Source organism: Rossellomorea sp. y25 (assembly GCF_038049935.1).
Lineage (GTDB): Bacteria > Bacillota > Bacilli > Bacillales > Bacillaceae_B > Rossellomorea.
In genome coordinates this window covers 935,685-957,739 of the sequence record NZ_CP145886.1, presented here as the reverse complement: position 1 = coordinate 957,739, position 22,055 = coordinate 935,685, and the positions used below count along the sequence as shown (strand labels likewise).

Sequence of the window (22,055 nt, the reverse complement as noted above, 5' to 3'; positions counted from 1 at the left end):
TTGTTTCTGGTGCCCGGTTTCTGGTGCCTGGTACAATTTGGACGGTTTGTACCTGGTACAAATCACCCGGTCTGTGCCTGGTACAAATCAACCCATTTGTGCCTGGTACAAATCAACCGATCTGTACCTGGTACAAATCACTCCATCTGTACCTGGTACAAATCACTCCATCTGTACCTGGTACAAATCACTCCATCTGCGCCTGGTACAATTCACTCCATCTGTACCTGGTACAAATCACTCCATCTGTACCAGGCACCACACACCCTATCGATTAATTAACCATCGCATTACTAGTCAAAGTTAAACTGATCGTTATTTCTTCTCCACCCCGGAAAATGGTCAAATCAATCTGATCTCCCACCTTCAGGTCAGCGTACAACTGCCTTCTCAAATCGGCCACATCCGCTACTGCTTTTCCATTCAGCTCCGTAATGACATCGCCCTCTTTGATCCCGGCTTCTGCTGCCGCTGATGTGTCATCAATATTGGCGACAATCACACCCGACTCCACTTCCTTAGGCAAATTCCCCAAGTAGTTGCGTGGAACATCAGAAAGATTCGTCATTCCGATTCCAATATACGGGCGTTCCACTTTCCCCGTTTTGATGATTTCACTTACGACCGGCAGGAAATCCTTACTTGGAATGGCAAACCCAAGGCCTTCCACACCGGAGTTCGAGATCTTCGCACTGTTGATCCCGATCAATTCACCTTTTGAATTCAGAAGTGCCCCTCCGCTGTTACCCGGATTGATCGCCGCGTCTGTTTGAATGACATTCAATTCAGATTCACCTTTAGATGTCTGTACTGGAATCGTACGATCAACGGCACTGACAATTCCTTGTGTCACCGTCCTTGATAAATCGAGTCCGAGAGGGTTCCCGATCGCGATCACCTGTTCACCGGCGCGCAATGCACTGGAATCTCCCACTTCCAACAGGTTGTCTGTATATTTCCCATCGATCTTCAATACGGCAAGGTCCGTCAGTGGATCTGCCCCAATCAGCTCCGCATCGGTCTTCTGGCCATCATAGAGAGACACTTCAATCTTGGATGCCCCTTCAATGACATGGTTGTTGGTGATGATATACGCACTGTCCCCCTCCTTCTTGAAGAGAACGCCTGAACCTGTCCCTGCTTGAGCTTCTTGAGATGCACCCATGCCATTCTGCTGTTGATAATTGACGATTCCGACAATCGATTCAGAGGCATCTTCCACAATATTCGCCACATCGCCGCTACCCGTTGATACCGTTGTAGGATTGATCTCCGAATCACCCGAAGACTCCACCTTGCCGTTGTCCCCTGCCGATTGTTCGATGCCCGGCTGAGCCAGGTTCTGATAATAGTCGGTTTGAGGCAATACCGTCAGTGTCAGGACCGAACCGATGATCCCGGCACCTACCGTGTTTAGAAACCCCCGCCCTTTAAAAGGCTTCTTCGGCTTCGGGCTTCGTTGCATTTCTTCTTTCTTCACGGATTCCATATTGTCTGATTCTATATGTTTCATTTCTTCATTTTGATTATGTTCTAACATTTTATTTCCTCCTCGATTGATTTTGCTCGGTTGAACTTTGCTGTTGATTTCATCTTAGAGGGTAAATGTTACGAAACTATTAACAATCTATGTACAGCGTGGGAAGTTTTTTATATTCAAGGAGTACTTTAATAAAACAAAAAGGCCTGCCCCGGCACGTTCAACCTTCAACGTGCCGCGGGTCAGGCCCCACTATGCTATTAAAGCCACTCTTGTAAAATAGATGTCACTTCAAAGTATCATCAACCGGTAGAGATCAACGCTAAAACTCTCAATCAAGAATCCATCTATAGTAAACGATCATTTAAACGCATACTCTATAATCGGCAACTACACCTGTCTCCATTTTTCATTAATTCCCCCACCTTCTTTTCCAACACCGGAACCCTTAGACGACCATACAAGGATTCCGATCCCCAGCATCAACAGCATAACCCCCATCCAAGAAACGACACTCAAGTATTCACCCACGATGAAAACTCCCAAAAGCGCTGCCGTCAGCGGCTCCGCCAACGCAAGGGAAACGGCGGTTGAAGAAGAAACATGGATAAGCCCTCTGGCAAACAATAAGTAGGCGATCCCGGTTGCCATGATCCCAAGATGAAGGCTTACCCCTGCACCTCGAATACTCCAAATCCAAGACATATCATACAGGAGTAAAAAAGGGGATAAACAAACAGCACTCGATGTAAATACAACGGCAACCACTGATAATGCCGAGCGGTTTTCAACCAGCTCCCGGCTGACAAGTGTGTAAATGGCAAAAGATAGCCCGGCTCCCAGAGCCATGATTAGTCCCATGGAATCGACATGTACGGACTCGTTATTGATAAACAGCAGCAGGCACCCTAAGATGGATAGGAATGTGGAACACCACCAAATGGAATCCGGACGTTTTTTTAAAACGAGCCATTCAATGACCCCCGATAAGATAGGTGCGCTCCCAATGGCTACAACCGTTCCGATTGCCACCCCGGTCCGGGTGACGGCCGTGAAAAACAGCGGCTGATAGAATGCCATACTCAGAGAAGCCAACACCACTCGCTTTACCGGCCAATTGGTCACGTTCAACTTGCCAGTCGCAAGGACAATTCCCATCAAAAACAGCCCCCCGACTGCTAAGCGGGCAGCACCGATGGCGATCGGATGTGCCGACTCCGGTGCGAATGCCTGGGTTGTACCCGTGGTTCCCCAGAGGATGCCGGCAATTAAGATCAATAAAGGACCCTTCATTCTGCTCACCTCAATAAAAAAAGATAAAAGGAGTATCTAAACTTAGGATAGAGAATCCACTTAGAAATCTCTTTACCAAGTTTGATATCCTTTTATCCCTTTTTAAGGATTCTATATTGCTGCGGGGATATCCCCCTATGTCTTACAAACCATCTCGTGAAGGAAGAAGAATTCTCAAAGCCCAACTCCTCACTGATCCGGGACATTGACCATTCTGTTGATAGCAGCAGATGATCAGCTTCTTTCAAACGTAGTTCCGATATATACGCTTTCGGGCTCTTACCATGTTTTTTCTTGAACCACGCCGAATAATAGGACGGATGGTAATGTTCCAATTCCGCCAATGTCTCTAACCTGATCGGTTCCATGAAATGTCTATGAATATAGTCAATTGAAGGGGAAGAAGATTGTTGAAGCTTGGTCGTCACATACCTGGCCAAGCTTATCAACGACATCCTATTTTCCGGGTTCCCCGCTTCCTCCAACAGTAAATACCGGATAGAAACCCACTGCTCATCAAGCTGCATATACATGCTTCCTGTATCCCCCGGTAAATAGTTCAGGGGGATATCCAGAATCAAAAACTCATTCCGGTCCATCGACCTGTATTGATGATCAGACATTGGAGGCAGATAAAAACAATGGTCCGGATCAAGATGAAGTTCTTGCCACTTCGTTTGGATATCCAGGGAACCTTGTAAAGGAAAAAGAAACTGACCAAACTCATGCTGATGAGAATGAAACTCTTTTGAATAGGACCTTTTCTCACAAACTACACGTTCCATCACACTCTACCTCCTTCCGGGCAATGGGGACAGGTACCGAGGTTCCTGAAACAGCCTTCTTGCGAAAATTGTATCACAAATGTTTTAAGAAGGGGTTAATGAAAGAGGAACCATGGAGGCAACGAATAAGCGGACCCTAACAGGTTAATAGGATATTTCAAATATGTTAAAATAAACCAAATAATCTATTTTCAATAAGGAATTGGAGCTGTAAAAATGAAGAACCCAAAAATGTTTACCGTGGCAGCCTTATTAACTATGTTATTCGTCTTCATGTCTGCATGTAGCGATGCACCTGAAGAGGATACTTCTAATCAGTCTGGATCTGATACGATACCAGCAAGTACAGATGATTCTTCTTCAGAAAGCACAATGGAAGCCGATAACAACGAGGAGAATCAATCGGAAGATATTAATGGAAGATCATACTCCCAAAACAAAAATAGAGGGAAGAACAGAATTTCTGAACAAACTGGACAACATCCAAAAAGAACTTGATGCCATGCCAGAAAAGAAGGATTCAGATAAAGGTGTCACAAACGCGATGAAAAACTATTATGGAGTATCCTACGAAAAGTTTGATGATGCATTGAATGAGATCTACACCCTGCTGAAAAAAGAGCTGTCTCCAGAGGTCATGAAGGAATTACAAGCGGAACAGTTAAGATGGATCGAACAGAAAGAAACGAAAGCCGAGAAAGAAAGACTGAAGTATGAAGGCGGGACGTTTGAAAATGTGGCGTGGTACATCTCTTTATATGAGTCGACGAAGGATAGATGTTATGAGTTGGTGAATGAGTATATGACCGACTAGAAACACGGAACCATGGGGACTGATACCTTGTCCCCTCTCCCTGGCCAGTTAAAAGTAACTCTAATTCCCAACCACAATCTCCCCTTCCCCCTCAGGAATTTCAAAACCATTCAAATAGGAAGTCAACAGTCCTTCCGAAATCGGGAACGCATTCGCATCAAAGCGCTTGTTCCGTATTGTAAGCCTTTCAAGTAAATCATCAGGATGGACCTTTAAATAAATCAGTTTCCATTTCCCACCTGACTTTTCTATTAATTGTTTGTATCGATCCCTTCTTCCACGGTCCCAAAAACTGAAGTCGATGACCACCTGTTGTTTATCGTGAATGAGCTTTACTAATTCATTGCGCAATTTACTTTCTGCCACTTTCTTGTATTCCTCCATCTTTTCCATAGGGAAATCAATCCCATAACGACCATGAGTCGCCCATATTTCTTCATCAATTGAAAGACGCACAAAGCCGTTCTTCTCTAAGTGCTGCGAGAATGTCGTTTTACCGGAGCCAGCCACACCACACATCATTACCACTAGAGGGGTGCGATCATCCCGTTCACGATAAATCGTTTCAAAATGAAAGTTGTTGAACATAGGAACACTCTCCCGATTTTTAAGTGGTAGACCTTTCTTATGCACCTTTCAGTTGAAAATTCAGCTTATCCATAATCGTGCCTATAATCTGTTCCTTATGTTTTTAAGGATTATATATACCAAAAAGCTGCCTCCGGGTCCGTCCCCATGCTACCCTAAGCTCAAATAATGACTCGACCTCGAATAAAGCTCCCCCTTTGAAAACCCAATCGCCCGATAAAATGCATCCCCCTGTTCTGTGTCTGTATGAAGCACCAATGTATCATAATGGTTTCTTGCTTCGTCTATGATCCTTTGCACCAGCATGTTTCCTACACCACTTCTTCTAAACTCTTTGCTGACATAAAATCTTCTCATCCTGCCAATGCATTCACCAGTTGAAAAAGGATCCTTGTTTAATCCGCCTATAGCAACCAGGATGCCATTTTCATTAAACACGCCGAATATACCTTCTCCTGCACGGTTGAACGTGTTATTTCCATTTCTATAATCATTCACTAATCTTTCTACAAAACGAAAACCCTCTTCTTTGCTATGCTCTACTAAATGAGCTAAATCAACATCTAACAGATTGTTAATAAGCTTTAGCTCATATGTCCCCATATCCCTCACCTCGACCCATGATTTGAAAAAACGCTGAATTCAACTACTACTAATTATATGACTTCCTCAACGATCGATTCCCCTTCACTTTGGTCACGATCCATCCATCTCCAGCTTTCATGCAGTCTTATTCGGCCATCCGGTAGAATTTCAGGAACAGAAGTACATTGACCTCCCCTTATATCATTATGAACGTTTACATGGTTGTATCTAAACGTTAAGCCACCATCCTCTTTCACGATGCCAATCAGGGTTCCTTTCATAATGTCTCCGCCACTATATGTTGCTGAAAGGATATCTCCATCTTGCTTATATTCAAAAACTGTTTTTGAAGAAACTTCACCGTTCGTCGTATTTTCAATGGATACAAACGTGCGTCCATCGTAATTGATCATTGATAGTCCCCCTTAATTTCTCATTTTCAAAGCCCTATGGTTCTGGTACGACCTCTTCTCTCAAAAGCGCTTGCGATAAATGGAGCCATGGGGTTTGTCCATTTGGCCCCCTCTGCTTTAATTGTACCAAATATTCCCTTGTTTACTATCAGAATATTTTTTATAAAAGCCTTGTTCTCAGCGCTTCCCTCATAAGCTTTAACGTTTGGATTAAGAGTTTCTATCAATTTGTTTACATAGGTTTCATGTAGAGGAAAATGTGTTAAAGTCCTCCATATTCTTCTATATAAAAAGGATGTGTGAGGCAATGAAAAAAATATTGCTGCTACTTGCAGCAGGAGTACTAATACTGGGAGCCTGCGCCGATCCTTCGGCCACAGAGGAAAGTGAGAAGAAAGCGCCGACTTCCGAACGGGACGAATCAAACACGGAAAAAACGGAAAACGAAGAACCGAAGGAGACCGAACAGCCCTTCAAACCGTTGGAACCGTCTGAAAATGCTGTGTCTTTGAAGGAAAGCTTATCAGATATGGAACAGCAGGAAATTCCTGATATGCAAGCGGCGCTGGGTGGAAATCCCGAGCGTTCGGTCCCTGCGGGTGAAACGCTGGCAAAAGGGGTGAAAGATCCATCCGATGGACCATTAAAGGATCATCGATTGGTTGCCTATTATGGAACGCCAGATTCTGAAAATATGGGGATTCTGGGCGAGTTGGAGCCTGAGGAGTACATGAAGAAGCTAAAGGAACAGACGCAGGCCTATTCAGACGCTGATCCCGACCGTCCGGCGGTCCCGACGATCGAGTTGATTACGACAATGGCCCAGAGTGAACCGGGTCCTGATGGAGACTATGTGCGAATGACATCCGAAGAAAATATTGAAAGGTATGTGGAGCTTGCCGAGAAGCATGACGCACTGGTGCTGCTCGATGTTCAGCTCGGAACGGACACCGTTATGGAGCAGGTGAAAATGATCGAGAAGTGGCTCAAGCACCCGCATGTTCACCTGGCGATCGATACGGAATTCCACGTAGCTGAAGGGGAGAAACCCGGAGAGGATCTAGGGCAAGTGGATGGAAAGGAAATCCAGAAGGCAGTCGAGTATGTATCGGAACTTACGGAAAAGAACGACCTCCCGGATAAATTCGTACTCGTCCACCAATTCACCGGTGACGTACTGACAAATAAAGAGGTGATCCAACCGACAGACAACGTCGAAGTCGCCATAAACTTTGACGGCTGGGGAGCATCCGCGGACAAGCAGGCCCTGTACGGGAAATACATACGTGATGAACCGAAACAGTATGGGGCATTCAAGATCTTTTATGATAAGGATGTGCCGGTTTTGGAGCCGGAAGATGTGTTGAAGATGGAACCCAGCCCTGCGATTATTAACTATCAATAATCTTATAAAACACAGGGACGGCTCTCTTGCTCGGAGGCGTAAGAACCGTCCCCGTGATACCCTTAGGCAATAGCAAAGCAGATGCAACCTTTATATTTTTCCTGATTCAAGTCTTGAGTTTACTAATTGGCTCTAATAATAGTAGAGAGTTCGCCCATCAAGTGATTATCCTTTAAGAATCGATCCCGATTGGCCTACTTTCGACCCGGATCAGAAATAATTAATCCCATTTAGAATTTATTAAACCTGAATTTGAATTATTGGTCCATTTTTCAATTAATTGAGCATTCGTATCGAATACCCAGACTTGGTGGTCATAAGCCAAACCCACACCAAATGTTTACATATACAATAAATGTAAAAAACAAATACATACTTCCAAGTGCTTAGTGGAAAAATACTTTTGTGCTTAAACATTCACTTTGAAAGGTGGCACATTATGATAAGGAGGATGATTATGGGTATTTTAAGTGGAAATCCACAAGAAGAGCCATTGCATTATGGTGAAGTATTTGGAACTTGGAACTATCTGTTGACGGCTAAAGCCACTGTGGCAGGATATCAGATGCAGCTTAACCATGCCGGAGATGATGATCTTAAGAAATTACTGAAGGACAGCATCGAGGGTGGGCAAGAAGAAATCAAGCAAGTAGAAAAACTTCTGAAGGAAAATGGGATTGGGTTGCCTCCAACACCTCCAGAACCTCCGCATGCCTGCCTGGATGATATTCCGACTGGTGCCCGCATGCCGGATCCTGCCGTTGCAGCGGGGTTATCAGCTAATATCGCTTCAGGCCTAGTTGCATGCAGCACAATCATGGGACAAAGCATACGTGAAGATGTGGCGATGATGTTCGGCCAATTTCATATACAAAAAGCCCTAATGGGTGCTAAAGTACTTAAGTTAAACAAAGAAAAGGGATGGTTGATCCCTCCACCCCTTCACAAAAACAAAAATGAACATTGTGAGTAATCACTGAATTGGAAAGATTCTCATGTTGGCTTGTCATTTCAAGTCAACCTGAGAATTTTTTTTCAATTCTTGAATCAATGGAATAGTAGTCAGGTTATTTCATCATTGGAGGCATCGGCACGGTATCATGTACATATTTAGGGGCAGGGGCCAGTTTAGGTTTCGACCCGAATGGACCAGGTTCACTGATGTATTGGAAATTCGCTTTCCCGTCCATGCTAGGTCCGCTCGCCCATCGTCCTTCGGCACTCGCTTCCCCTCTGGACAGGTTATAAAGATCGTACGAAACAGCCTGCTTCTCAAGCTCCCTCGGGAACGTCGTCGGTACGACAATATCCCCTTCACGCTCTTCAAGTTCTGCGATGGCTGCCGCCCATTGATTCTGATGAGCAGTGTCACGGGCAATCAAGAAGGAAAGCGTATCACGGACACCCGGATCATCACTCAGTTCATACAGTCTCACTGCCTGTAACCGGCCCATTGATTCTGCCGTTAAGTTGGCACGGAAATCGGCCAGGAGGTTCCCGCTGGCGCCGATATAAGAAGCTGTCCACCGATTTCCCACACTGTCCACCGGCATCGCACCCAACCCGCTCACAATCACATGCTGTGGATTCATTCCACCCATCACTGCCCCGAGCACCGGATTACTCTTATACATCGCTTCCTGTTCAGACACGGGGGCACCGTCCAGCAGGCGGGCAATGAGAGTGGCCAATAACTCTACATGGGCCATTTCCTCTGTCCCGATATCCAGGCACAGGTCACGGAACTTCTTGTCCGCCCGACCGTTGAATCCCTGGAATAAATATTGCATCATAACAGAAATTTCTCCATATTGTCCACCTAGAATTTCTTGCAGCTGGTTCGCATAAGCCGGGTTTGGCCGGCTTGGTTTAGCCTCATACTGAAGCTCTTTAATATGATAAAACACAGTCTCATCTCCTCTGTCTATCTCTCTCTTTTACAACACCCTTCCACTTTATGTAAATGCAGGGTGTCCCGTGAACAAAAAGAAGAAGGGACACGAATCCCTCCTCCTTCTTAACGTTAAGGCTTCAAGATGACTTTGATGCAGTCGTCTTCTTTCTCATTAAATAGTTGATACCCTTTTGCCGCTTCCTCAAGCTTAAGTATATGTGTGATGATGGAAGTGGAGTCGATTTCCCCTTTGACGATTTGTTCATAAAGGGGGGCCATATACGCTCTCGCAGGCGCCTGTCCCATCTTCAGGGTAATATTACGGGCAAAGAATGCCCCAAGGGGGAACATGTTGTAAAGCCCGCCATATACCCCGGTCAATTGAACAGTCCCGCACTTCCTGACAGCCTTGGTGGCGATTTGAATTGGACCGATTGTTCCACCCTGAAGCTTCAATTTCTGTTCCATATATTCAAGTGGGGACTTCTTCCCGTCCATGCCGACACAATCGATCACGACATCCGCCCCGCCTTTTGTCAACTCTTTTAACGTTTCCCCCATATCATCGTATTGGGTGAAATCAAAGGTTTCCGTATGGTTCATCTTCTTTGAGTGACGTAAGCGATACTCGAAATAATCGACCGCGATGACCCTCTCTGCACCCTTTTTCCAGGCAAACTGCTGAGCCATCAATCCGACCGGACCACATCCGAGGACAATGACCGTGTCCCCTTTTTTCACACCGGCATTCTCCACACTCCAGTAGGCCGTGGGAAGTACATCAGATAATAAAAGGATCTGTTCATCCTCCAGTTCACAATTCTCCGGTACTAAAAAAGGGGTGTAGTTCCCGAATGGAACTCGTAAGTATTCCGCTTGTCCCCCGGGGTAATTCCCGAATTTCTCCGAGTAACCGAACAATCCCCCAGAGTCATAATGGGGATTGGAATGATCGCATTGACTTTCTAAATGGTTATGACAATATTCACAAGTCCCGCAAGCCACCGTGAAAGGGATGATGACGCGATCCCCCTTTTTGACTTTCGTGACATCTTTCCCGACTTCCTCTACGATTCCCATGGGCTCATGCCCAATGACATATCCGATCGGGAGTGGAAAGTTCCCCTGGTACAGATGTAAATCAGATCCACAGATGGCCGTTGATGTGATGTTGACTATGACGTCTTGTGGATCTTGTATCCGCGGGTCCTCTACCTTCTTGACGGCTACGGACTTCTTTCCTTGATATGTGACGGCTTTCATAAACGTCCTCCAATCGAGATTCTATCCATTTCCTTACTACTGAAGATGTTTTGGGGGAGTGTTGACGGAAGAGTTCTGTTTGATCTCTTTAAATATATCTTCCCCTCCCACTTCCTGACTGACTGGCCTCGTCGTGGAAGGTGGGACATCGAGCATATTAATCAGTCTCTGTACTTGTGCCTGAAGTTTTTCAAAATCTTTCATCGTCACCGGCTTTGCCTGGGGCATCAATTCCACTCCGACTTGTCCATTCGGCTCAAGTGTCGCCCATTTCACATCCGAAAGCTTACTGACTCCCTGCTGTCTTAATTTCATTTCAAGTTGATCGACTGTCATTCGTAACTTTTTAAAGTTCTTTTCGTTGATGACGCCATTTTCCATAAGAAGTTTGGATTTCCCGGTGATAAACTGTTCGACACGATCGGATTTCACCTGCAGATATTCCATTACCATGAGGGTAAGGACAAGAGTCAACCCGACACCTATCGTGGTCCAGATATTCTTGCCGGCTACCGGTTGAATGAGTAATGATCCGATTCCGATCATAATGACCGTCTGTGCCAATGTCATCTGGGAAATTGACTTTCTGCCGGCCACCCTTAATAATAAGGTTCCTGCCAGTACGATAAGCACGGCTTTCCAAATCCAATCCAAATCCATTTAACATCTGTCCCTTCTATCGCTAAAAACCCTCTTCAGGTGAAGAGGGAAAAAGGTTTGTGCCTGATTAATTTTCCCTACAGGCATAAAATTATTCGAACCAAAAGTTAATGCCGTTTCCGATTTGCCGGTAAAGCGATCTCATCAAATTGTTCAACCAATTTTCTTAAAGCTCCTTCCAGCTCTTTCCCCGCCATCGCCTCTCCATGTCCGGTGACAGCTACTTTCGGATTCAAATTGGATAATGTTGCGACCGATTCTTTGGCCGCTTTCCAATCCATCGTGAAATACCTCGGCGGACCGCTGATTTCTTTCGTTTGAAGGACAACCCGGTACAGGGATTCCTGCTTCACTGTCACAAAGGCGTCCCCGACGATTAATACACCATCCAACTCCCTATAAAGGGAAATGTGCCCTGGCGTATGACCAGGTGTATGAACCCATTTCCATCCTTGCATAAAGGGGACTTCACCACTTTCAGGAAGAACGTGAAGACGATCGGACACATCGATTCCATGATGGGGATAAAATGGGGACAACTCACTGACCAAACCGCCATCCACAGTAGGATCCCCTTTCGGATAGTTCCTTTCGCCGTTAAGATAAGGGATTTCCCGTTCATGGGCATAAACTGGAACGTCCCATTCCTCTAAGAGCGGCTCCAGGGACCCGACATGGTCAAAATGGCCATGAGTCAACACAATGGCTTGCGGTTTACCCCTATGGCCAAACCGCTCTTCCGCCGCTTCCATGATCTTCTGCTTAGAGTGAGGCATCCCACAATCAATCAACACCCACTCCCTGCTTCCCGGAATTCCGTAGAAACAGACATTCACAATCTGATTGGTCCAATAATAAAGATCTTTACCTACTTCCCTCCCAGTCCCACTTTTCACACTAAAGAAAGGGAGATGTGTGTCAGAAAAATCACTGTCTAATGGTTTCATGTTGACCCTCCTTGATTTGTAGTAGAAGTGGGGGATTTTTCAGATTGAATAAAAAACAGCACACTCAGAAACATCCCAATTCCTAAGATACCTGCGCCGATAAAACTCTCATTCAATAGAGAATTCATCACCAAGGCCATCAGAGGGGGACCGGCAGCCACTCCGATGAACCGGGATGAGCTGTAGAAAGAAGAGATCGTCCCCCGCTCCTCTTTCTCGATGTTTTCGGTAATCAGAGCATCCATTGTAGGCAGCAACGCACCAATCGAGAGACCCATGAAGCTTGAGACAGACAAAAGAAGAATCAATCGCTCGTCGACAAATCCTATCAATGACACACTGACACTGATCAGAATCAAGCTCACCGTCATGATTACCTTCATGACCTTTAGCTCACCTTTGATCTTTCTACCTGTAATAAAAGAAGCGATGCATAGAGTCAGTAAAGGAATGGCCAATACAAACCCTTTTTTCACCCCATACAGTCCATGTGTTTTCTCCAGGGAATCAGATAGGAAAAACAAGACGGCAAACAAGACCAGCATGATATAGATCCCTACGAGAAAAACAGTAAAGATCCATTTCCCTTCCTGTTTAAAAATCTTCTTTGTATTCTTGATGAATGTTTTCAGTGCGACAGGCTTCTCTTTCTTCTTAGGAACTTTAATGAAGAAGATGACGAGTACAATTGAAATAAGACTAAAAACAGAAATAGAGAAAAAAGGAAGATACCATAAATAAGCGGCAAACATCGCCCCCATTATGGGACTTAACACTTTGCCGAATGTGTTGGATGTTTCAATCAATCCAAGACAGGAACTCGTTTTCTTATCATCATCTTTATACAGATCACCCACCAGCGGTAAAATAATCGGAGCCGCACCAGCTGCCCCAATCCCCTGCAGAACACGGCCGATGATGATCCAAGTAAAGGGATCATCCATTTTCCATGAAGCGAACCCAGCAACCAATCCCCCCAATAACGCAATGAGTAAACTGGGGAGGATGACCACCTTCCTTCCGAAGCGATCCGACAGATATCCAGCCACCGGAATCAGAAAGATCGAAGCAATGGAGTAACTTGTAATAATCATACTCGTTTGAAAAGAAGTGATCCCCACCTCTTTTTCAAAAATGGGCAGTACAGGGATCAGCATGGAATTCCCCAAGGTCATCACCAAAGGAATCGAGGCCATACTTACCACGCACCAATTACTGATCTTCTTGTCGTTGCAATTGTTCATTCAATTAATCCACCCTTTAAAGATTGATCTACCATTACCTAAGTATTTGAATTTTCAATGAAAAACATTCGGCGAATATGACGACTCCCTGCAAAAAAATGTTGAAAGTTAGGAGAATTTTCAACAACCATTTTGTCCATCTTTAGGAACTTCGAGACCATTCAGTGGAAAGTTATGGCCCCATAATCGATTATCTGAGCTTACGGAAAAAAGCGATCATTACTATCTACTACCACTAATAAATCGTAACAATTACTATTTACAAATCGTAACGATTACGATATATTATGTTTAGAAATAATAAGGAGGATACATATGAGGAAAAAATGGGTGGCTTTATTTAGTTTATTATTTGTTCTTTCTCTTGCTGGTTGCGGAGAAGGAAATGAGAATAACAGTGCGGAACAGGCAGCGTCTTCAACTGAACCGGTGAAAATTTTCACTACGGTATATCCCCTTCAGTTTTTTGCAGAACGGATTGCTGGTGAAGAAGCTGAAGTTGAATCACTTTTACCTCCCGGATCGGACTCTCATACCTATGAGCCCACTTCTAAAGACGTAATGGCCATTGCTGAAGCAGATGCATTCATTATGAATGGCGCGGGGATGGAGGCGTACGCCGAAAAAATCACTGAGGCTGTAGAGGCTGAAGATGTGAAGGTCGTTGAAGCAGCTGAAGGGATTGAGCTCAATGAAGGAGCCCATGACCACGATCATGAAGAGGATCATGACCACGGAGATCATGATCCTCACGTATGGCTGGATCCAATCCGCTCCATTGAATTAGCAGAGAACATTAAGAATGTATTAGTAGAATTGAAGCCTGAAGAAGAGAAACTATTTAATGAAAACTTTGAAACACTCAAGGCTGACCTTGAAGCTCTTGATCAGGAGTTTGCCACTGAACTGGAAGCAACACCAGGCAATCACTTTCTCGTCTCTCATGCCGCCTATGGCTATTGGGAAGAAGCGTATGGTGTACATCAGATTGCTGTTTCCGGATTGAGCCCGACACAGGAACCGTCTCAGAAAGAACTCCAGACCATTGTAGAGACAGCTAAAGAATATGGATTAAAGCATGTCTTTTTTGAACAGAACATCACGACGAAAATAGCTGGAGTCGTAAGGGATGAAATAGGTGCAGAAACACTCAGACTTCATAACCTGTCTGTACTGACAGATGAAGATATTGAAAAGGATGAAGACTATTTTACACTGATGAGACATAACCTGACACAGTTGCAGACAGCATTGGAACATGCACCTGCTATTGAACCGGAAGAGCACGACCATGACCATAGCCATAAATTAGATGAAGAAGCGCAGAAGATTTATGATGGTTACTTTGAAGATGAACAAGTGAAAGATCGTGAGCTATCTGACTGGGAAGGTGACTGGCAGTCCGTTTACCCTTATTTACTGGATGGTACCCTCGATGAAGTATTTGCTCACAAAGCCGAAGACGGAGATAAGACTGCCGAAGAGTATAAAGAGTACTATACAATCGGATACAAAACAGGCGTCGAGCGCATCATGATTGATGGGGATACGTTCACCTTCTATGAAGATGGAAAAAAATCGTCTGGACACTATACCTATGACGGGTACGAAATTCTAACCTATGAGAAGGGAAACCGTGGAGTGCGCTATATCTTCAAGCTTGCTGATGAGGAGGAAGGAAAGATGCCAAACTACATCCAGTTTAGTGATCACAGCATTGCCCCAACCGATTCACATCACTATCACTTGTATTGGGGAGAAGACCGGGAAGCGTTGCTGGAGGAAGTTGTTAACTGGCCAACCTATTATCCTTCTGACTTAAGCGGCGAGGAAATCGCTGATGAAATGATGATGCATTGATTTCCCACCCCTGAGAAAAGTACATTTGAATCTCTATTCTGCTAGGATGATATCCGGTGACCCCATAATTGGGCACCGGATATTTATAATGAGGTAAACCTCAACAAAATTGCCCGAATGATAAACCCTGCCGCCAGTCCCGGAATCAGCGCAAGCATCGGCAGCCAAATCGGACCAAAGTGAACGGAGAGGAATGGTTGGGGGGAATACATAATTCCAACCGTGACAAAGTAGGCAGCGAAGGCAAATGGAATAAACGATAACGGAGGATTTTCTCCATCTGAAAATTTGTATGCATCATACATCGCATACATGTAAACACATGGATAAAACATGATCCATTGGTAGTGAATCACTTCTTCAGCTTCCGAAATTCTGCCAAGAAAGCTATACATGATAGACAGATTAAATGTACTCATGCTATTAATGATAAATTCTAATAAAATAAATAAGAATCCTTTTATGACATGACCATTCAACAGCTGCCCAAAGCCCGGAAATGCTATGCTCCATAACACCACTTCTAGTTTTTGAGTCTTTTTCATATGACCAAACCTTTAGTTGACGTTTTAATATTAAGTACTCTTAGGTTGATCCAATCTTTTAACTACGGATACAAGCCCTCTGATGATAAATAATGTGAAACTTACAGAACCAAAGGTATGAAATGGCGACCACTTTTTCCATTGGATTAACTTTGTGTATTTCACAAGAAACCATTGAGTTATACTCATAGGAACACTCCAAGTCAAACTTTTCCAAAGGATCTTCCATAACCCGTCATTATACGTTTGTCTAACCCAGATCACACTCAACAATGGAAAAAACAACATATCAAAAACAATGTTGGTCTTAAACACTCCTGGAAAAGGACGAATTGGATAGGCAACACGTTTCTCCGACACAACATATGTATCAACTAGAGTGGACAGAACTCCCTTTGAAAAGAAAACAATTAAGTTTTGCTTCATCCTAGCCCCCCTGAATAAGAATGGGAAGCAAATCAGGCATAAGGAAATGAGTACGCTTAACATTTTTTTCTCCACAACATGATCCTCCGTTTAAAGGTTTTGTTACTAGTATGATGTTAAGCCGGACCCGTTATGCTATATCTTTTCTTCTAGATTATTGGAGCTCACTATACTAACCTGTTTTTCCAAAAATCAGTCATTCCATAAGCTCTTTAGTCCCCCACTTCTTTCACTTTCACAAGCTTCATATAGACAAGATCATTAACACCACTTTTTTCACTGTGCTTTTGAGGTATACGCATGAACTCTGCAAAACCCAGTTTTTCATAAAGGTGGATAGCACTTATGTTGGTATCTGCTACCTCTAAGACATATTCGTCGTATGAAGTTGAATGTATGATCGATTTTAGCAGTTCAATTGCCACACCTTTTCCTCTATACTTTACCGACGTTGCCACAAACTCTATTGCACCCATCTTTTCAGAAATTTGAAAAGGATATTGCTCTTTCTCAAATTCTTTTTTGAGAATGACATAAGCAATACTCCCCATGAATAAGCCGAGGTGCTTTCTAAATTCACTATATTTCAGTCTTACAGAAGGTATATTGCTTGTAGTGCAAGCCGCTATAGCCGCAATACGATCGTCAACTACTGCCGTATAAAAGACCTCTTCATTAAACATATGGGCAAATGTCTTGTAAAGTTTAGCCTTATCCTTTGAAAAATAATTCAGCCATTGATAGAAGCCGTCTACAAAGATTGTACTCATCTCATTTCTTCTATTACTTTCTGATTCACTAGCACGAATAATTTTCATAGGTTATCCCTCTATTCTTTGTGAATGTATCCTGCATATTCATTAAGTTACTACTATTTCTATTTTTTTAGAACATATCCTTCATGTACCTACCTAGGCCAACAGTTCCCAAAGCACGCATTAACCCAAAGATGGGCACTATAAAAATGAAAGGAAAAGAAGAATTGTCAAAACGAGTGCTGTTTTTTTAGCCATGTACCATCATGCCTTTCATTCAGTTCGTTCGTCTCATTCCGCATCAGGAAACACTGTCACAATCACACCATCGATATTGTTACCTGAAATCTCATAACGTAGATCGGCAGGCACATGGATGGTCGTACTTTTAGTAACAGGATAATAAGAAATCTCATATTTTTCCCCATTTACACTAGCAGAAAATGTTTTTTCTTCTTTTAGGTATTCCAGATATTCTTCTAATACGAAATTCTTGGATTTCATAATTGCGCTATGGGGGAAACCAACATAGCGGATGTGCCACGGTTCATATTCAATTCCTGTTATGTCCGTTTTATTCTCTGGATAACGTAAGATGAACCCGTATTTCCAAGCGTTCTTTTCTATCCACTTTCCTTCTGGTGCATTAGCCATCTTCATTTGAGTAGATCCTGCATCAAGGGATAAGCCCAGATTGTGTTCACTGTAGCCTGCTGGCAAGGCATAGTCAGAACCCATATCTTGATAAAGCACACTTTGCTCATCAAAATCCCGAAAGCCGCTCGTAATGGCGAAATGTTGAAGCCCATCTTTTTTTGCAGCAGCAACCATCTCTGAAAACGCATGTGCAATTTCCTCTGATAAATAAGTGTCACTGCCTAACAACACGTACCCTTGTGCCAGTTCATTGTTTGCAGATAAATTGACAATATCCGATCGAATGCTCTCCTGGTGAACAGGATATTCACTGTTGACCAAAAGCAGATCTCCTTGATAGATTTGATCCTCTGTCATTTCGATTTCTTGGATGCCACCCTCTGCGATACCATTTTCAGATTGAACATGGTTTTGAATTTTCACTTCTGGTTCAGACAAAGGTTCCAAATAGGCGAACGTTAACCCTAGGCAGGATAATAATAAAAAGCCCCACTTCTTCATTTATCTGTTTCCTCCTTACTCTTAGTTGCTTATAAGTGTAGGGAAAACTATTTAAATAAAGAGTGGGGTAAATTTTAAATTTTTCTTAAATCATTCATTCGGACTTTCACCATCCTGCGGCAAGCGCACTTCAAAAATGGTACGTATGATACTGCTTTCGGCCGTAATGGTCCCATCATGCTGCTCCACGATATTCTTGGCAATGAAGAGGCCGATCCCGGTGCCGCCTCCTTGATGAGTACGTGCTTTGTCACCGGTATAGAACATATCAAAGAGATGGGGCAGATCATTCTGAGGAATGGGATCTCCATAATTCACAATCTGAATAACCACTTTCCCTGAATCAATAAAGCCATTAATATCCACAAACTGGCCATCGTTACCATAGCGATTCGAATTGGTCAAAAGATTTTCAAACACGCGTGCCAACAGCTCTCCATCACCCAAAACAGGTAGTTGCGGAGTCACATTCACTCTAGCGATCAAATCATTCTTCTCGAAGACAGGATACAATTCCTCCTTTAATTGATTAAGGAGATCACTTACATTTAGATGATTTTTTTGAATGGGCAATATGCCATAGTTCATTCGCGTTATTTCGAATAATTCATCAATCAGTCTTTCTAAACGCTGGGATTTCGTAAAGGCAATCGTTAAAAAATGTCTGACTTGTTCTTTCGTCAAATTCTCATCCTTAAGGATCAAATCCAAATAACCTAAAACGGAGGTGAGGGGTGTACGGAGATCATGAGCTAAATTGACGACTAACTGCTCTTTACTACTTTCCGAGAAGTCCCCTCTTTCGATAGCTTGTTCCAATTTTTCACTGGCGAGATTTATGCTCTCGGCAAGGTCACTAAACTCATCATTCGACACGATTTGAACCCGATGCTTGAAGTCACCCTGGGCGAGATAATGAATTCCCTTTGAAATCTCATTGAAATAGGCAGAGTAGGGTTTTGTAAGTAAAAAGAAGAAGAAAATCGAAAGCAGGATGAATACTAGTAAAAAGACGTTGAAGTCTCCAATATTTCGTATGATAATGCGAAAATAACCTAATGAATCTCCATAATTCACATTTGAATAATAATACATTTGGAGTACTTTAAAGAATAGGTATGTAATAGCAGCAGACAACAACATGCTTAGACCCAGCAATAAGATCATTTTCAAACGGAAGCCTCGTAGTATTTTACCCATTGAATGTATACCCTACGCCCCATACTGTTTTAATGAATTTATCTTTCCGTTTATCCTCTTCAAGCTTTTTTCGTAATGTGCGGATATGGACCATTACCGTATTCCCACCTTCAAAGTATGCATCCCCCCACACCTGCTGAAAAATATGTTCCACACCGAAAACTTTCCCCGGGTGACTCGCCAGTAAGTACAAAATATCAAACTCTTTAGGCGTTAGTTCGATGCTTTCACCATATAGAGTCACTTTACGCTGATCGGGGGAAATGACCAATCCACCACTTTCCACGAAGGCTTTCCTTTCTGTAGCCGTCTTAGGTTGATTGAGCTTCAAAAAACGTCGGAGTTGAGCATTTACACGAGCAACCAATTCGATCGGGGTGAAGGGTTTCGTCATATAATCATCTGCCCCAATGACCAGGCCCTGAACTTTATCGAAATCAGATGTCTTGGCACTCAAAAAGATGATTGGCATATTATGCTGATCCCGAATGCGTCGGGTGACTTCATATCCATCCATTTTCGGCATCATGATATCCAAAATCAGCAAATCAACAACCTGAGTCTCGACCACACGAACCGCCTCCTCACCATCCGATGCTTTCGTCACGTGGTATCCTTCTTTTTCTAAATGGATGGCAATCAGATCCGCAATTTCCTCCTCATCATCAGCTACTAAAATTGATAAAGGTTTCATTCTTTCACTCCTACTCTAGTGACATCCGCTAAATCTCCAACAATCCTTACAAAGCTGCACCTGACATTTCGTCATCATGATTGTAACTTTCGCGGCGGCTCATTTAGGGCTTTCACTTATTTTCCATTATTTTTTCATAAGCATACCCTTTGGAGAGAAGATATCCAAAGGGATTTCATCATCGATGATAAGTATTGTTTACTTACACATAAAAAAAACCTTCAAGTGTGATAGTGTAAATGAAATTTCTTAAAAAAATCATGGGAGAATTCTTAATTTTTTCTTAAGATAGGATGAAACGCACATAAAAACGGTGCCTGCCCCCCGGTACGCTAAAGGTTTACCGTGCTGGGTACAGGCACCAATATTTTATTATGTGGTGCTATGGGACCTGTCCCCATGGCTCACCCCTGCAAATAAATCCTAAACGTTGTCCCCACTCCCTGCTCGCTTTCCACCTGTATTTCACCCTTCAACCTTTTGACAATTTGATAGCAGAAGGTCAAACCAAGTCCCGTCCCTTTTTCCTTGGTCGAGTAATAAGGTCTGCCCAATACCTTGAGTTGTTCCGGAGTCATGCCCGCTCCATTATCTTGAATGACAATCAAGATCCTGCCGTCTTTATGTACAGTGGCTGCCGCAGTGATTTTTCCATTTTCTTTTACCGCCTCGATGGCATTTTTCAGAAGATTGAGGAGTACTTGCTTCATCTCAATTTTTATCCCTTTGATCATCAGTTCTGTTTCAATATGTTTATGTATTTTAATGCTATTCATCACAGCATACGTAGACATCACGTCAACGGATTCATTCATGGTGTCAGTCAGACTGAACACCTCGTATTCCTCCGTCTGCGGCTTGGCAAGGGAGAGGTATTGAGTAATGACGTCTTGGGCGTGATCTAATTCTTGTATGGATATGTCGATAAAGCTCTTCTGTTCAGTCGTTAACGTTTCTCTCTGCAGAAGCTGCATGAATCCTCTTACGGTCGTCATGGGGTTTCGGATTTCATGAGCAACAGAAGCCGCTAACTGGCTGACTACATTAAACTTTTCAGCCTTCATGAGTTCAGTTTTAATCCTGGTTTGTTCCAGTCGGTTTTCAATCAGATAAATGGTCAGGATCAGCGTGATCCAAATGATCAAGGTGGAACTTGCGACAAGGGGAAGCTGCCGTACTTCATTGTTCTGGAGTAAATAAAGGGATTTTGTAACCGGGATGAACAAATAAAAAACCGAAATCAGGATCATTTTGTTCTTCCAGGTACCCTTTCTATACCATTTCGATAAAGGAATCAGGAGTACACTATAAATCGCATAATTCACGATCAAAAAGACCATTACATGGTTGGTCAATGAACCGATCAACAGCATGGCGGTGAACGTACTGAACCCGGCTCTCTTCCCGCCATAGAGAAAGGCAAGGATAATAGGAACGACCTTGAAATCGTACACATAACCACTGGAGTATACAACGGGGAAGATCATTGTAAACAGTAAAATAGCAAGATTCATGAGAAAGAACTTAAAGGGAAACCCTTCTGTATTGCTGTCCGATCCATTCGTAACCATCTGAAAAGCAAGAATCGTAAATAGGATGAATACCACATGCAAAATTAAATGATGGACAGTCTCTACCATAGCAGGTCTCCTTTAAGAAAAAGAATCTTCTTTAAATTCTTCGACATCCTTATCGGAAATCCTTTCCATTCATTGCGAACATTCGACAAAAATCAAGAGAGCACGGAAACACGGGGACGGTTCTTATGCTTCTTTCTTGCTTTTGGAAGCAAAGATCCATGTTAGCGGTAGTCAGGTTATTGATGACGGGCTTTCATATAAGCCCTTTTACGCCATGTAAAAATTAAATATGTAATCAAAAACAAGATAACTCCAACCTTATTAAAAAGGAAAATACGTTCACAACATCTCTGAAAGAAACAAGCGGGTAAAAACCGTTCAGAAGTAAAGTTGGAAAAACAGTCAACAGCATGACCAAGTATTGAGCCATCATTTGTTTGAAGAATCGCCATTGTTCAATTTCATA

Annotated in this window: 23 protein-coding genes; 5 read left to right on the top strand and 18 right to left on the bottom strand. The window is 43.2% G+C overall.

The genetic code is table 11. The features are described 5' to 3' along the window. The first annotated feature begins 23 nt into the window (after positions 1 to 23). Complete coding sequence (locus tag AAEM60_RS04730) at positions 24 to 278, top strand: hypothetical protein (RefSeq protein WP_341357546.1); 255 nt, start codon at positions 24 to 26, stop codon at positions 276 to 278. Here the strand turns inward: AAEM60_RS04730 and AAEM60_RS04725 are convergent. From AAEM60_RS04725 to AAEM60_RS04715, 3 genes are all read right to left on the bottom strand, one after another. Then, on the bottom strand, positions 275 to 1,540 hold the full coding sequence (locus AAEM60_RS04725) for a trypsin-like peptidase domain-containing protein (protein ID WP_341357545.1): 1,266 nt from the start codon (positions 1,538 to 1,540) through the stop codon (positions 275 to 277). The genes AAEM60_RS04730 and AAEM60_RS04725 overlap by 4 nt on opposite strands. A gap of 330 nt (positions 1,541 to 1,870) precedes the next feature. Beyond that, positions 1,871 to 2,773: an EamA family transporter gene (locus AAEM60_RS04720; RefSeq protein ID WP_341357544.1), complete on the bottom strand. Its 903-nt coding sequence runs from the start codon at positions 2,771 to 2,773 to the stop codon at positions 1,871 to 1,873. A 92-nt stretch (positions 2,774 to 2,865) separates the two neighbouring features. Continuing rightward, complete coding sequence (locus AAEM60_RS04715) at positions 2,866 to 3,558, bottom strand: AraC family transcriptional regulator (protein ID WP_299742687.1); 693 nt, start codon at positions 3,556 to 3,558, stop codon at positions 2,866 to 2,868. A 415-nt stretch (positions 3,559 to 3,973) separates the two neighbouring features. Here AAEM60_RS04715 and AAEM60_RS04710 point away from each other — a divergent pair, with 415 nt between their 5' ends. Next, positions 3,974 to 4,372, top strand: a complete 399-nt coding sequence (locus AAEM60_RS04710) for a lysozyme inhibitor LprI family protein (RefSeq protein WP_341357543.1) — start codon at positions 3,974 to 3,976, stop codon at positions 4,370 to 4,372. A 60-nt stretch (positions 4,373 to 4,432) separates the two neighbouring features. On the opposite strand, the gene AAEM60_RS04705 is transcribed toward AAEM60_RS04710, so the two are convergent. The 3 genes from AAEM60_RS04705 to AAEM60_RS04695 form a co-directional block, all read right to left on the bottom strand. Beyond that, a complete protein-coding gene (locus AAEM60_RS04705; protein WP_299742416.1) occupies positions 4,433 to 4,960 on the bottom strand; it encodes an ATP-binding protein in 528 nt (175 codons plus the stop codon). 150 nt (positions 4,961 to 5,110) lie between these two features. Next, a complete protein-coding gene (locus tag AAEM60_RS04700; protein ID WP_299742414.1) occupies positions 5,111 to 5,563 on the bottom strand; it encodes a GNAT family N-acetyltransferase in 453 nt (150 codons plus the stop codon). Between the two features lie 53 nt (positions 5,564 to 5,616). Further along, positions 5,617 to 5,958 (bottom strand): n-acetylglutamate synthase, encoded by a 342-nt coding sequence (locus AAEM60_RS04695; protein WP_299742411.1) that lies wholly within the window; start codon positions 5,956 to 5,958, stop codon positions 5,617 to 5,619. Between the two features lie 307 nt (positions 5,959 to 6,265). Between AAEM60_RS04695 and AAEM60_RS04690 the strand changes: the two genes are divergently transcribed. Both AAEM60_RS04690 and AAEM60_RS04685 read left to right on the top strand, forming a co-directional pair. Then, on the top strand, positions 6,266 to 7,363 hold the full coding sequence (locus AAEM60_RS04690) for a hypothetical protein (protein ID WP_299742408.1): 1,098 nt from the start codon (positions 6,266 to 6,268) through the stop codon (positions 7,361 to 7,363). A gap of 457 nt (positions 7,364 to 7,820) precedes the next feature. After that, positions 7,821 to 8,336 carry a DUF3231 family protein gene (locus AAEM60_RS04685; protein ID WP_299742405.1) on the top strand — a complete coding sequence of 172 codons (516 nt, stop codon included), beginning with the start codon at positions 7,821 to 7,823 and terminating at the stop codon, positions 8,334 to 8,336. Positions 8,337 to 8,430: 94 nt separating this feature from the next. On the opposite strand, the gene AAEM60_RS04680 is transcribed toward AAEM60_RS04685, so the two are convergent. The 5 genes from AAEM60_RS04680 to AAEM60_RS04660 all read right to left on the bottom strand — a co-directional run bounded on the left by AAEM60_RS04680 (position 8,431) and on the right by AAEM60_RS04660 (position 13,371). Then, positions 8,431 to 9,270, bottom strand: a complete 840-nt coding sequence (locus AAEM60_RS04680; protein ID WP_299742402.1) for a manganese catalase family protein — start codon at positions 9,268 to 9,270, stop codon at positions 8,431 to 8,433. 116 nt (positions 9,271 to 9,386) lie between these two features. Beyond that, positions 9,387 to 10,520 (bottom strand): zinc-dependent alcohol dehydrogenase, encoded by a 1,134-nt coding sequence (locus AAEM60_RS04675; RefSeq protein WP_299742400.1) that lies wholly within the window; start codon positions 10,518 to 10,520, stop codon positions 9,387 to 9,389. A gap of 36 nt (positions 10,521 to 10,556) precedes the next feature. Next, positions 10,557 to 11,180, bottom strand: coding sequence for a DUF421 domain-containing protein (locus AAEM60_RS04670; RefSeq protein WP_341357542.1), 624 nt, complete (start codon positions 11,178 to 11,180; stop codon positions 10,557 to 10,559). A 107-nt stretch (positions 11,181 to 11,287) separates the two neighbouring features. Beyond that, positions 11,288 to 12,127 carry an MBL fold metallo-hydrolase gene (locus AAEM60_RS04665; protein WP_341357541.1) on the bottom strand — a complete coding sequence of 280 codons (840 nt, stop codon included), beginning with the start codon at positions 12,125 to 12,127 and terminating at the stop codon, positions 11,288 to 11,290. Next, positions 12,124 to 13,371 carry an MFS transporter gene (locus AAEM60_RS04660; RefSeq protein WP_341357540.1) on the bottom strand — a complete coding sequence of 416 codons (1,248 nt, stop codon included), beginning with the start codon at positions 13,369 to 13,371 and terminating at the stop codon, positions 12,124 to 12,126. Before AAEM60_RS04660 ends, AAEM60_RS04665 begins: the two co-directional genes overlap by 4 nt. A 315-nt stretch (positions 13,372 to 13,686) precedes the next feature. On the opposite strand from AAEM60_RS04660, the gene AAEM60_RS04655 reads away from it, so the two are divergent. Next, a complete protein-coding gene (locus tag AAEM60_RS04655) occupies positions 13,687 to 15,231 on the top strand; it encodes a ZinT/AdcA family metal-binding protein (protein WP_299742389.1) in 1,545 nt (514 codons plus the stop codon). An 83-nt stretch (positions 15,232 to 15,314) separates the two neighbouring features. Here the strand turns inward: AAEM60_RS04655 and AAEM60_RS04650 are convergent, their stop codons facing one another. The 7 genes from AAEM60_RS04650 to AAEM60_RS04620 form a co-directional block, all read right to left on the bottom strand. After that, complete coding sequence (locus AAEM60_RS04650) at positions 15,315 to 15,776, bottom strand: hypothetical protein (RefSeq protein WP_299742386.1); 462 nt, start codon at positions 15,774 to 15,776, stop codon at positions 15,315 to 15,317. A 30-nt stretch (positions 15,777 to 15,806) separates the two neighbouring features. Further along, the gene (locus AAEM60_RS04645; protein WP_299742383.1) at positions 15,807 to 16,202 is read right to left on the bottom strand and encodes a CBO0543 family protein; all 396 of its coding nucleotides are present in this window, start codon (positions 16,200 to 16,202) and stop codon (positions 15,807 to 15,809) included. Between the two features lie 212 nt (positions 16,203 to 16,414). Then, positions 16,415 to 17,020, bottom strand: a complete 606-nt coding sequence (locus AAEM60_RS04640) for a GNAT family N-acetyltransferase (protein WP_299742380.1) — start codon at positions 17,018 to 17,020, stop codon at positions 16,415 to 16,417. Positions 17,021 to 17,248: 228 nt separating this feature from the next. After that, complete coding sequence (gene vanY / locus AAEM60_RS04635) at positions 17,249 to 18,115, bottom strand: VanY-A/VanY-F/VanY-M family D-Ala-D-Ala carboxypeptidase (RefSeq protein WP_299742378.1); 867 nt, start codon at positions 18,113 to 18,115, stop codon at positions 17,249 to 17,251. Between the two features lie 90 nt (positions 18,116 to 18,205). Next, a complete protein-coding gene (locus AAEM60_RS04630; protein WP_299742375.1) occupies positions 18,206 to 19,315 on the bottom strand; it encodes a HAMP domain-containing sensor histidine kinase in 1,110 nt (369 codons plus the stop codon). After that, positions 19,308 to 20,009, bottom strand: coding sequence for a vancomycin resistance response regulator transcription factor, VanR-F/VanR-M family (gene vanR / locus AAEM60_RS04625; RefSeq protein ID WP_299742373.1), 702 nt, complete (start codon positions 20,007 to 20,009; stop codon positions 19,308 to 19,310). The genes AAEM60_RS04630 and vanR overlap by 8 nt, the downstream gene beginning before the upstream one ends. Before the next feature lie 404 nt (positions 20,010 to 20,413). Then, a complete protein-coding gene (locus AAEM60_RS04620; protein WP_299742370.1) occupies positions 20,414 to 21,649 on the bottom strand; it encodes an ATP-binding protein in 1,236 nt (411 codons plus the stop codon). Between the last annotated feature and the right edge of the window lie 406 nt (positions 21,650 to 22,055).